Genomic DNA, 12,636 nt, shown 5'->3' with positions numbered 1-12,636 from the left:
TTCGTTCACATTTCAAAATAAACATATAAATATTCTCCGCATCTATCATGCTCTTCATACAAAAAGGATGCACGAAAACTATCGTGCATCCCTTCTTATTTATTAACTTTTACTGCATCCACAATTAACGAAGCGAATCCTAATTTACCATCTTGATTTCTATGATCAAAACGTTTCGATCGATAAATAAATCCACCGTTCTCTTCCCAATCACTATAATGAAACTGGCCATTCTCATCACAGTATTCTAAAAGCTTTACTTGAAAACCTGCTGCTTCAAACATAGATATAATCGTTTTGTAGTTATGTACAATTTTATGGCTTGCAGCTGGATGATCTAACGGGCCAGGTCCTCCCACTTGCACACCACGCTGATATTCTTCATTTGGGAAAAATGCATCCGGCACTGCACAGCGAATATATCCACTATCTTCTAAAAACTCATAACAAACTTTGGCTGCTTCAATACCTTCTTCATATGATAAATGTTCCCATACATGTTCTGCTAAAATGATTGATAACGAATTTGGATTAAACTTTTCAAGCCACATTTCTCTTCTTAATAAATTTAATTCATCCTCATTTGTATGTAACCAACCTGGGTTATTATTATATCCCTCTGCTCCAACGACAACTTTCGTCTTCACGTTTCCACCCCTTCCTATATTCCGACATAAAAATTCGACAACACAATATTGTTCTCCTTTATTTTTCCAAAAGAAAAAAGCCTTGCGCGTTCCCTAGACGCACAAGGCTTACTATCTTATATCCCTTTTAATTAGCTTTTAATTAGCTTTTTCTAAACTATCCTGCGAACTTCCATCTTCTTTTAAATGACTGTGTTTTTTCGAATAAACAAAGTATACAACTACTCCGATTGCTAACCAAACACCGAAGTATATCCATGTTTTTAATGGTAAATTTACCATTAAGAATAGACAACATGCAACTGAAATAATCGGTAAGATCGGTACAAGCGGTACCATAAATCCACGTTGTAATTTCGGATGCGTTTTACGAAGAATGATAACAGTTACACCAACCATGGCGAATGTTAATAACGCTCCAATATTCGCTAAATTCGACAATTCTTTTAAATCGATAAATCCAGCAATTAAAGCACTACCAATTCCTGTTAACCAAACTGAAAATGTTGGCGCTTCAGTCTTCTTGTTAATTTTCGCAAAAGATTTTGGCAATAAACCGTCACGGCTCATTGCGAAGAATACACGTGTTGTCGCATAAATGTAAGCGAAGATTACAGCCATAATACCGATTACAGCTCCAATAGCGATTACACCAGCCACTTTATCTTGTCCTACAACTTCTAACACATATGCCATAGCTTCAGGTACATCTAATTCCTTATAAGAAACCATACCTGTCATAACGAGACAAACTACAACATAAATGATTGTACAAATAACTAACGAAGCAATAATACCAATCGGTAGATCACGTTGTGGATTTTTTACTTCTTCAGCAGAAGTTGCTAATGCATCAAATCCTAAGAAAGCAAAGAATACTGCTGCTCCTCCAGCGAAGACTCCACTTATGCCGTACGGTGCAAATGGTATCCAGTTTTCTGGTTTCACGTAGAATACACCAACTGCAATGAATAAAACAACAATACCAATTTTAATTAATACCATTATGTTATTCACACGCTTACTTTCTTTTGTACCTCGTGATAATAACCAAGTTATCACCAACGTAACGATAATTGCGGGTAAGTTTACCATACCACCTTGCGATGGAATCGTTAACAACGCTTTAGGAATTTCAAGTCCCAATCCGCTCATTAAATTATTGAAATAACCTGTCCATCCGCCAGCTACTGCGGCAGTTGTTACGACATATACGGATAACAATGTCCATCCCATTAAATGGGCAACAAACTCACCAATTGTTGCATATGAATATGTGTACACACTACCTGAAACAGGAAGTGTAGATGCAACCTCTGCATAACATAAAGCTGCAAATCCACAAACAATTGCTGCAATCATGAATGAAAAAATAACTGCTGGACCAGCATCTCTTGCTGCTACTAATCCCGTTAATACTAGAACTCCTGTACCAATTATCGCACCAATCCCTAGCATTGTTAGGTCGAATGCCCCTAGCGTTTTCGTTAAAGTTTTACTTTTACTTTCCCCTAACAATTGCGTAACGGATTTCTTTTTAAATAGGTTGGCCACGATGAATGCCCCCTTTTACCAAGAAGAGCTAAGAGGTATTATCTCTTAGCTCTTATCATGTTGTTTTATATATTGTTCGATTTTGTTTTGTATAATGCTTCTATTAGCAAGATACTGTTTCTGCTTCTAATAATTCTTTAGCACCTTTGTACTCTACACCGTGAGCTTCTGCAACTGCTTCGAATGTTACATAGCCTTCTAATGTATTAATACCTTTTAATAATGCAGTGTTGCCTAGGCAAGCAGCTTTGTAGCCTTTGTTAGCGATTTGTACTGCATATGGTACTGTTACGTTTGTTAATGCAAGAGTTGATGTACGTGGAACCGCACCTGGCATGTTTGCAACTGCATAGTGAACAACGCCGTGTTTTTCATAAGTTGGGTTATCATGAGTTGTAATACGGTCAGTTGTTTCGAAAATACCACCTTGGTCAATCGCGATATCTACAACAACAGAACCTGGTTCCATTGATTTAATCATTTCTTCTGTTACAAGTTTTGGTGCTTTTGCACCTGGGATTAATACTGCACCGATTACAAGATCAGACTCTTTTACAGCTTCTGCAATATTGTAAGGATTAGACATTAAAGTTTTTACTTGGTTTCCGAAAATGTCATCTAATTGACGAAGACGTTCTGCACTTAAGTCGATGATTGTTACATCCGCACCTAGTCCAACTGCAATTTTAGCAGCATTTGTACCAGCTTGTCCACCACCGATAATTGTTACTTTACCACGTTTAACTCCTGGAACACCTGCAAGTAAGATACCTTTACCGCCTTTGTTTTTCTCAAGGAATTGTGCACCGATTTGTGCAGCCATACGACCAGCTACTTCACTCATAGGTGCAAGTAATGGTAATGAACGGTTTTCTAATTGTACTGTTTCATATGCGATAGCAACAACTTTCTTCTCGATTAACGCTTTTGTTAATTCTGGTTCTGGAGCTAAGTGTAAGTATGTGAATAAGATTAAACCTTCGCTGAAGTGTTTGTATTCGCTTTCAACTGGTTCCTTAACTTTCATAACCATTTCCATGTTCCAAGCTTCTTCAGCTGTATCAACAATTTTTGCTCCCGCTTCAACATACTGAGCATCTGTGAAACCAGATCCTAAACCTGCACCCTTTTGAATGAATACTTCGTGATTGTTACGAATTAAATGTACAACACCTGCTGGTGTCATTGCCACACGGTTTTCGTTGTTTTTAATTTCTGCTGGTACCCCAATACGCATAATGAAATGCCCCCTTATAATTAACAGAAAAAAGGAATTCTTTTTTCTTTTTGTAATAATTAATAACTTATGTCCTTATTCTAGCATAACTTAAAAATTATGAAAACGCTAACATACCATTTTTTTAAAGTTTATATATTTAGAATAGTGTAAATATACGAAACATTGATTCTATTGGGTTGTTCGTACCATCGCATTATCTATCACTCTATTTACATTATATCTATTCAAAACGCATAGTAATTATTTATTATTTGACAATAATGTAACAATGCAAAAAACTAAGTAGTTACGTATACATATACACTTATTACTTTGTACAATACTTTAGAAATATATTCTTTTCATAAAAAAAAACAGCTACTAGCATTTAGCCAGCAGCTGGATAGATCATAAATAACTTTGAAAATAGATCTTCTGTCGTCTCACCAATTTTATCAAACATATCACTTTCACGATCTTCTTGCTCTTTTAACATCTTAATTGTTTCACGTGCATCTTCAGGATAATCGGTAATGATACCATCTACGTTTAACTTATAATATCCCTTTAAACTTTCCATATCATTTACCGTCCATACGTAAATTGGCTTGTTTAACTTCCTTGCTTCTTTTACTAATTTCTTATTTAACATGTATTCTTCTGCTACATAAAAATCAGCCTTCACATTCTTTAAGTTAGCTCTACTCGCATACAGTATATATCCTACTTTTATATTTGGATTTGCACGTTTAAACTCTTTAATAAGCGGATAGTGTAACGTTTGAATGACACATTGCTTCTCAAATTCATTATCTTTAATCGCTTTTAATACTTTGTTTACGAAATCTTTTTCGCCACCATGAAGCTTCACTTCAATATTAAGTTTGATTTTTCCTTTTGCCAGCTTAATGATCTCATCAAGTGTACTTATTTGTCCTGAAAAACCATCTTGACTAAGGGTAAGCTGTCTTAACTCCTCCATCGTTAAATCTGACACATGAACATTAGCATTCGCAAGACGTTTTAGTTTCAAATCATGTATAACTGCTAGTTCACCGTCTTTTGTTTGCAGTACATCAATTTCAGCGTAGTCTGCTTTAGCATCAATAGCCCCCTGCACAGCTTCTTTCGTATTCTCTACACCTTTTGAAATATAACCACGATGAGCCATAATGATTGGTTCTTTATATGAATTTGAAATAAACGTTACAATGAAGGCAACGACCATTCCGGCAGTAATAATTCCTACAATATATACACCAATAAATTTCCAACGATGTTTTTGGAAGAAACATTTATCTGCTTTTGTTTTCGAATAATCTAATCCTTCTTCTAATAAAACATCTTCAACCGGGACCTTTTGTAAATACAATCGTGTTATTGCCATAATATAAAATGGCGTCACGATAAAACTAAATAAATACAATGTACTCGTTAAAAATACAGACATTGTTGATTCCGCTAATAATGCAAATGTTCCCTGTGGATTTGTAAATTCATACATGCCCCATAGACACAATAAATACATTCCAAAAAATACACCGTACACAATCCCTATTGAAATAAAAAATCCAACTAAAAAGAATAGTACTTTAAAAAAACTTTCTTTTACTAACGTTGCACTTTTACGTGCTGCTGTGCGAAACGGCTTTTGCTCTAAAACAACGATAGGTAGAACAAAAATCCAGCGAAGGTTCAAATACGCAACTACAGCAAAGAACGTGTAATAACCAACTTGTCCCATCGTTGTCTTAAACAGTTCTCCTGTAATAAAGTTAGGAATTTGAATTTGCGGAATTAATGCCGTTTCATATCCAATATTTAAAAGAGGTAACAATACGACAGCATATAAAATAAATCCTGGTAAGCAATATGTGAAAAGAGTAGGTAAATACGTTACGGTTTTATATAAAATCGGACGTAATTTCACCTTTTGTCTTTTATGAGCGAAGTACGAAATGATAATAAGCACCGCAAATTCCGTAAAGATAAGAAACAGTGCTAACAATGATAAAATTACGATTGCGAAAATGCCGTATGGTGTCTTTAAAAATGCTAATAATTCATCATTCGTCGCATTTGCATAACCACCAAAATACAATAACTTATTAAAGATGATCCCAAATAGCGGGACAAATACAATCGCTGCTAATAATTTATAAGCAAGTTGAAAGGTTAATACATTCCAAAAAGCAAATCTAACTGTTTGAAAGGAATGTCCCATTACCCCTGGTATAGATAGTCTTTTACGGTGCTGCATATATTCCTCCACATTCTAAAACGATATTTGAGATGGATTCCATATTTCCATTTCCAACCCATCTTTTTAATAATAATATATTCCGCTTAACATGAACACTCTTATACATACAATGAAAAAGTGATGGCTACTTGCCATCACTTTTTCATTTACTCTATTTTTTCTCTAACCCTTGACCAAATGCTTTTAAGAAGCTAAAACCAAATGTAATTGCTCTATTGATATCTGGATCTTTTAACACTTTAAAGAAATCCATCACTTTTGTTTTCTTTCCATTTTTCAGCTCATCCGTTGCAAATTGTAATCCAGTGACTAAACTAGATGTTATTTGTTTCGTTATTTCTGGGTCCACTGAAGATAATGCCTCTCCTGCCCCCATCATATTGTTTAATGCATTCTTTACTGGTTCACGATTTAATTGTTCAACAGCTATTTTGGAAACATCTTCTTTTGCAGCAAGTAAACTAATTGCTGCATCTAAAATTCCAGCTTTTTGTAACTGTCCTAATAGCTGCATCGTCTCTTCTACTGCTTCTCTATTTTCAGCTAGCTCATTTAACAGTTCATCTGTTACTTGCTGTTTCTTTTCTTCTTCTGTTACAACCTTCTTTTTAATTAAAGTAATCTCTTTTGCCATGATCTCCGCCCCCTAATTCTGGTCCACAAGTGATACGTATTGTTTTCTTTGCCACTTTTGCTCGATTTCAACACCATTTTGCGGATGACGTTTTTTATCTCTCGGGTTTGAGGATGGTAACGGACGATTTCCTTTTTCACGTAATACGCGCAGTTTCACCATTGTTTGTTTATAAGCTGGTGTACACGTATAAATGTCTGTCGCTGTTCCTGTTAAAATATTAATTGCCTCTTCATTTACTGTCGCATGCATCGGCAAATATAACTCATTTCCGGTTACACGATCTGTAACAAGCGCTTGTACTTTAATCTTTCCAAATGGTGATGCTAATTCTACAAGACCACCATCTTTCACATTACGTTCTTTAGCAAGTTCAGGTGAAATTTCAACAAATACTTCAGACACTTTAGATAAAATGCCAGCTGACTTATTCGTCATATTTCCTTCATGGAAATGCTCTAGCATACGGCCATTATTTAATAGTAAATCATACTCATCTGGTGCTACTACTGGTGGTACCCATTCATCTAATGATAAACGAGCTAGCTTATCCGGGAAGTTAAATCCATCTACATATAATAATGGTGTATCGCTACCATCATGGCTACCCCAGCATAAACTATTCCAGCCTTCTAAACGGTCATACGTTGCTTGTGAGTATAACGGAGCAAGCGATGCAATTTCATCCATAATTTCACTTGGACTTCCATAGTTCCAGTCTCCGCCCAGTGCACGAGCTACTTTTTGTAAAATCCACCAATCTGGCTTAGAATCACCAAGTGGCTTCAATACTTCATACAATCTTTGAATACGGCGTTCTGTATTTGTAAATGTTCCTTCTTTTTCTAAGCTTGGTGCTGCCGGTAAAATAACATCGGCAAAACGAGCTGTTTTCGATAAAAACATATCTTGAACAACGAGGAAGTCTAAATTCGCTAAAATATGTTGTACATGGTTGGCATTTGAATCTACTAAAGCCATTTCTTCTCCCATAACATACATACCACGCAGTTTTCCTTCTTCCGCTGCTAGTAACATTGCGATATTATTTAGTCCCGGTTCTTTCGGAATGGTAGTACCGTATGCTTTTTCAAATTTCGCACGATGCACATCATCTGAAACTGCTTGATAACCTGGAAGCCAGTTCGGTAATGTTGCCATATCACAAGCACCTTGTACGTTATTATGTCCGCGTAATGGATACGCACCTGCACCAGGACGACGATAGTTACCCGTAACAAGAAGTAAATTTGAAATTGCAGCTGACGTTGTACTTCCTCCTGTATTTTGCGTTACACCCATTCCCCAAAGTACACAAGTACCATCTGCTTCATATACCATACGAGCCATCTCTTTAAGATTATCTTTAGAAATCCCTGTAATTTTCTCAGTATAATCAAGCGTATACTTTTCTAGCATTTTGCTATATTCATCAAAATTCTTTACATTTTCAGCTATGAACTTTTTATCATGCCAATCTTGATCAATAATATATTTCGTAATACCAGCAAGCCATACATAATCCGTTCCTTGACTCGGGTGAACAAATATATCAGCACGCTCTGCCATTTCATGTTTACGAAGGTCTGCTACAATCAATTTTTGCTCGTGTAATTTATGAGCACGCTTTACTCTAGTTGCAAGTACAGGATGACCTTCTGTTGGATTTGCACCAACAATAATAACAAGACCTGCTTCAGCAATATCTTTCACTGTTCCAGCATCCCCACCCATACCGACAGTTTTAAATAAACCGTCTGTCGCTGGCGATTGGCAATAACGCGAACAGTTATCTACGTTATTCGTTCCATATATTTGACGGGCTAGTTTTTGCATAAGGTAGTTTTCTTCATTTGTTACTTTAGAAGAAGAAATAAAACCAAATGCATCGCTACCGTATTCTGACTTAATATGTTGCATATTAGATGCAACAACTTCAAGAGCCTCTTCCCATGAAGCCTCAACAAACATATCCCCTTGGCGAATTAACGGTTTTGTAATACGCTCTTCACTGTTTACAAAATCCCAACCAAATTTACCTTTTACACATGTAGAGATACCATTAACCGGTGCATCTGAAACAGGTTGTACTTTTAAAATTTGACGATCTTTCGTCCATACTTCAAATGAACAACCTACACCACAAAATGTACAAACTGTTTTTGTTTTATTAACTTTCGTCTTACGCATCGCAGCCTCTACTTCTGAAACCGCTAAAATACTGCTATATCCAGGTTCTACATCTTTTACAAAATCAATCATTGGATCCAACACATCTGGTTTTAATCCTGTCATAAATCCTGCTTCACCCAGCATTGTTTTTTCCATTAACGCATTACACGGACATACTGTTACACATTGCCCACAACTCACACAAGATGAGTCATTTATACTTACACCATTGTCCCAAATAACACGTGGACGGTCTAAACTCCAATCGATTGATAACGTTTCATTCACTTGTAAATTTTGGCATACTTCTACACACTGTCCACAAGCAATGCATTGATTCGGATCGTATCGATAGAATGGATGCGATGTATCCACTTCGCATGCACTTACTTTCGGTTCATACGGATATTTCTGTTCTTCAATCTCCATCATATGTACTGTATTATGGACTTTACAGTTACCATTATTGTTATCACATACTGTACAATACAATAAATGATTCTCTAATATTCGATCCATTGCTTCAGTCTGCGCCTCTTTAGCACGCTGGGACTGTCTTTCGATATGCATACCGTTCTCTAATTTCGTTGAACAAGCACGTAATAACTTCCCATTTACTTCTACAATACACGTATCACAAGTTTGAATTGGATCTACTTCTGGTACATGACAAATTTGAGGATGTTCCAAATTACTCTCGTTAAATAATTGTAGTATCGTCTTTTCACCCGATGTGGAAAATTCTTTACCATCCACGGTTACACGGACTGTCTGTTCTGCCATAGTTTCCCCTCTCCTTACAACCAACTGTACAACACAATTATGAATCCGTTTTCAAAATCGCATTACTGTACATATTTTTGAAACGCTCTGCCCGAATACTTTTCTTATGAAGTCGATTCTAGATGTTATAAGGTATAACTACGAAAGCTTGAAAATATCACTATTCTACAGTTCTATTATATCGTACATATACAATAATAACCAAAATAATCTGTGATTTCCTTGCTAATAGATGTTTTTATTTCCCCATTGTTTTATGATAAATATGGGAGAGAAATACATATAAAAGGGGAATTTAATATGGGGCCTACGCAAGAGACTTATACAATTGTACGCTATCAATCTGGTACATTTTCAAAACAACTGGATGAGATTGTTACAGAATCTCCTATTACTATTAAATTAAACGGTGAGGAATATGTAACAGTTGTATGCACACCAAATTACATTGAAGATATGGTAATTGGTTTTTTAATTTCTGAGGGGATTATTTCTTCCTATAAAGATGTTGAAGAACTATGGGTGCAAAAAGATAACGGAATTGTACATGTAACATCATCAAAAGTAAATCCGCTCTATCAAACTTTATATAATAAGCGATACATCACTTCTTGCTGCGGAAAAGGTAGACAAGGTTTTATTTTCGTTAACGATGCAGCAAAAGCAAAAGATTTACATGATATACACGTGAAAGTTACTCCTGAAGAATGTTTTTACTTAATGAATACTTTACAACAATCTTCAACTACATTTCGCCAAACAGGTGGTGTGCACAATACCGCGTTATGCGATCGAAAAAATATTCTCATATCAAGAATGGATATCGGAAGACATAATGCACTAGATAAAATATACGGTCATTGTTTACGGAACAATATATCTGTTCAAGGGAAAATCATCGCGTTTAGCGGGCGAATCTCATCTGAAATTTTGTTAAAGGTTTCAAAAATCGGTTGCGAAATCGTCCTATCTAAATCAGCTCCAACTAAGCTAGCATTGCAACTCGCTCACGATTTAGGCATTACCGTAGTAGGATTCATTCGAAATGAATCTTGCAATATTTATACACATCCAGAACGAATCGATGGTTATCAATCGAATAACTAAAAAATACCTTCTCAATTGAGGAGGTATTTTAGTTATAAAAATGTAATATATATAACACTTGAATAGTTAATAAAGTTAATATATAATTTCATTACATAATTAAAACAAAATATTGTAGCATAATCTTTTCATTCTTTTACAAATTAAGAAAGAATAGTCACAGAATACATTTAACTAAACTTAATCTTACAAAGTTAATGAATTAAATTTGAATCAATCTAGGAGGTTACAACTATGGAAATTCGCTTATTAACAACAGAGGACGCAGAAATTTATTTGAAAGTTTGTATGGAAGGTTTAACGAAAAACCCTGAGGCTTTTAGCTCTTCTTATGAAGATGTTCTTAAACATGAAAACCCTGTCGCTGCCATGGCAAAGCGATTAAGCAATCCTGATAAGTATACTCTAGGTGTCTTCAAAGATAATGATTTAGTTGGCATTGCTACTTTAGAAACAAAGCCATTTATTAAGCAAGAACATAAGGCAAAAATCGGCTCCGTTTTTGTTTCTCCAAAAGCGCGCGGCCTCGGTGCAGGACGAGCTTTAATTAAAGCGATTATTGAAAATGCCGATAAATTACATGTAGAACAGCTCATGCTTGATGTTGTTGCTGATAACACTGCTGCAAAAAAATTATATGAGTCCCTCGGCTTCCAAACTTACGGTGTGCAAGAGCGTTCCTTAAAGCATAACGGTCAATATTGGGACGAAGAGCATATGGTTTTATTCTTAAATAATTAACATTTTAATATAATTTTTCAAAAGCATCTTCTTATTAATTAAGATGCTTTTTTCATTACAACAATGTAATCTTCATGTCACCTTTATCGATCGTTCCAATCCTTTCCATTCGTTATACTAAAAATATAAAGTGAAACTTTACTCAGCAAGGAGTATCCATCTCCCGCTGATTATTACATGAACGTATAGCATGCAATTGATATGTAGAGGAGAATGTGACATGAGACAAAATAAACGAGCTATCTTTTTAATATGTGCCACAGCAATTGTAACTTCTGGATTAGCAATTTTACCTTGGTTTATTATATAGAATACATAAAAAAAGCTTATTGCCTCTTAAGAGGCAATAAGCTTTTTTTCTATTATAAAATCCCGAAAAATTTATTTACACAACTTATCATAATAAGCATAGATACCGCAACACACATTACAACCGCATTACGATCTTGCTTTTCTTTTTGTAAATGCTCTACTTTTTTATTCATGTGTACAATCCCCTTTTAAAAAAAGTGTGAGATAGGAAATTTTTCTTATCCGATGCGAGGTGAATACGAAAACCCTCTCTATCTCACATACACAATAGAATGGAATTGTCATTTTATAAATAAAATGACATGACGTTATGTCGCAACATAGGGTATTTGTGTCGCTACGTTTTCTATTATAAAAAATAGTTGTGCAAAACTAGTGCATTTTTTATGTCAATTGCCCTGATTGAAAAAATCAGCCATCCATTCAATCACATAAAAAGAGTTTTTTATTATTTTCATGTAAACTATACAAGTAGAATGAATAGTTTGGGGTGCACAAGATTATGGTGAAAATTTTATTAGTAGACGATGAAGAACGTATGTTACGATTATTAGATCTGTTCTTAAGCCCTCGCGGCTATTTTTGTATGAAAGCTACTTCTGGCCTTGAAGCGCTAGAATTAATCGAACAGAAGGACTTCGATATTATTTTATTAGATGTTATGATGCCGAATATGGATGGGTGGGATACTTGCTATCAAATCCGTCAAATTTCCAACGTTCCAATTATTATGCTAACAGCTCGCAACCAAAACTACGATATGGTCAAAGGCCTAACAATGGGAGCAGATGACTACATTACAAAACCATTCGATGAACATGTATTAGTCGCGCGAATCGAGGCTATATTACGCCGCACAAAGAAAGATGGCTTTGTTAGCTTCAATGGTATTGAGTGGGATAAAACGAAACATACTGTTACAGTTTATAATGAAAAAATCTCACTAACTCCTATTGAGTTTTCGTTGCTCGGACTATTTTTACAAAATACAAACCGTGCCTACAGCCGAGACGATTTAATCGAAAAGATTTGGGGCTATCAAACAGACATCGAATACAGAACTATCGATTCACATATTCGTAATATACGGGATAAGTTACGCAAAAAAGGATTTCCAGTTGAAGATTACTTAGAAACTGTCTATAAAGTCGGATATAAATGGAAAAGTGAATAATTAATTGGGTCAGTGGACAATAGTTGACCA

General features: G+C 35.4%; 10 protein-coding genes. 3 read left to right on the top strand and 7 right to left on the bottom strand.

Translation table 11 applies throughout. The features are described from left to right. Nucleotides 1–95: 95 nt before the first annotated feature. The 6 genes from BAU23_RS27610 to fdhF all read right to left on the bottom strand — a co-directional run bounded on the left by BAU23_RS27610 (nt 96) and on the right by fdhF (nt 9,272). Nucleotides 96–647, bottom strand: coding sequence for a class I SAM-dependent methyltransferase (locus BAU23_RS27610; RefSeq protein WP_000853267.1), 552 nt, complete (start codon nt 645–647; stop codon nt 96–98). A 138-nt stretch (nt 648–785) separates the two neighbouring features. Beyond that, nucleotides 786–2,201, bottom strand: coding sequence for an amino acid permease (locus tag BAU23_RS27605; RefSeq protein ID WP_001284894.1), 1,416 nt, complete (start codon nt 2,199–2,201; stop codon nt 786–788). A gap of 103 nt (nt 2,202–2,304) precedes the next feature. Beyond that, complete coding sequence (gene ald / locus BAU23_RS27600) at nt 2,305–3,438, bottom strand: alanine dehydrogenase (RefSeq protein WP_001219748.1); 1,134 nt, start codon at nt 3,436–3,438, stop codon at nt 2,305–2,307. Nucleotides 3,439–3,808: 370 nt separating this feature from the next. After that, entirely contained in the window at nt 3,809–5,680 is a 1,872-nt protein-coding gene (locus tag BAU23_RS27595; protein WP_001164738.1) for a glycerophosphoryl diester phosphodiesterase membrane domain-containing protein, read from the bottom strand. 154 nt (nt 5,681–5,834) lie between these two features. Further along, the gene (locus BAU23_RS27590) at nt 5,835–6,317 is read right to left on the bottom strand and encodes a helical membrane plugin domain-containing protein (RefSeq protein WP_002091031.1); all 483 of its coding nucleotides are present in this window, start codon (nt 6,315–6,317) and stop codon (nt 5,835–5,837) included. Between the two features lie 12 nt (nt 6,318–6,329). Continuing rightward, nucleotides 6,330–9,272, bottom strand: coding sequence for a formate dehydrogenase subunit alpha (fdhF, locus tag BAU23_RS27585; RefSeq protein WP_071735629.1), 2,943 nt, complete (start codon nt 9,270–9,272; stop codon nt 6,330–6,332). 300 nt (nt 9,273–9,572) lie between these two features. Between fdhF and fdhD the strand changes: the two genes are divergently transcribed. Both fdhD and BAU23_RS27575 read left to right on the top strand, forming a co-directional pair. Continuing rightward, nucleotides 9,573–10,379: a formate dehydrogenase accessory sulfurtransferase FdhD gene (fdhD, locus tag BAU23_RS27580; RefSeq protein WP_000529232.1), complete on the top strand. Its 807-nt coding sequence runs from the start codon at nt 9,573–9,575 to the stop codon at nt 10,377–10,379. Nucleotides 10,380–10,613: 234 nt separating this feature from the next. Further along, complete coding sequence (locus BAU23_RS27575) at nt 10,614–11,120, top strand: GNAT family N-acetyltransferase (RefSeq protein ID WP_000405886.1); 507 nt, start codon at nt 10,614–10,616, stop codon at nt 11,118–11,120. 362 nt (nt 11,121–11,482) lie between these two features. Here the strand turns inward: BAU23_RS27575 and BAU23_RS30860 are convergent, their stop codons facing one another. Next, nucleotides 11,483–11,605, bottom strand: a complete 123-nt coding sequence (locus tag BAU23_RS30860) for a hypothetical protein (RefSeq protein WP_001036874.1) — start codon at nt 11,603–11,605, stop codon at nt 11,483–11,485. A 329-nt stretch (nt 11,606–11,934) separates the two neighbouring features. Here BAU23_RS30860 and BAU23_RS27565 point away from each other — a divergent pair, with 329 nt between their 5' ends. Beyond that, nucleotides 11,935–12,606, top strand: a complete 672-nt coding sequence (locus tag BAU23_RS27565) for a response regulator transcription factor (RefSeq protein WP_000238947.1) — start codon at nt 11,935–11,937, stop codon at nt 12,604–12,606. Nucleotides 12,607–12,636: the final 30 nt, after the last annotated feature.

It is taken from the genome of Bacillus nitratireducens (genome assembly GCF_001884135.1).
Taxonomy (GTDB): domain Bacteria; phylum Bacillota; class Bacilli; order Bacillales; family Bacillaceae_G; genus Bacillus_A; species Bacillus_A nitratireducens.
This window is presented reverse-complemented; position numbering and strand designations above follow the sequence as displayed.

Bases quoted from the DNA above. Each gene is read 5' to 3' on its own strand.
- BAU23_RS27565 (WP_000238947.1), top strand. From the start codon at position 11,935: ATGGTGAAAATTTTATTAGTAGACGATGAAGAACGTATGTTACGATTA.
- fdhD (WP_000529232.1), top strand. From the start codon at position 9,573: ATGGGGCCTACGCAAGAGACTTATACAATTGTACGCTATCAATCTGGT.
- BAU23_RS27575 (WP_000405886.1), top strand. From the start codon at position 10,614: ATGGAAATTCGCTTATTAACAACAGAGGACGCAGAAATTTATTTGAAA.
- BAU23_RS27595 (WP_001164738.1), bottom strand. From the start codon at position 5,680: ATGCAGCACCGTAAAAGACTATCTATACCAGGGGTAATGGGACATTCC.
- BAU23_RS30860 (WP_001036874.1), bottom strand. From the start codon at position 11,605: ATGAATAAAAAAGTAGAGCATTTACAAAAAGAAAAGCAAGATCGTAAT.
- BAU23_RS27590 (WP_002091031.1), bottom strand. From the start codon at position 6,317: ATGGCAAAAGAGATTACTTTAATTAAAAAGAAGGTTGTAACAGAAGAA.
- ald (WP_001219748.1), bottom strand. From the start codon at position 3,438: ATGCGTATTGGGGTACCAGCAGAAATTAAAAACAACGAAAACCGTGTG.
- fdhF (WP_071735629.1), bottom strand. From the start codon at position 9,272: ATGGCAGAACAGACAGTCCGTGTAACCGTGGATGGTAAAGAATTTTCC.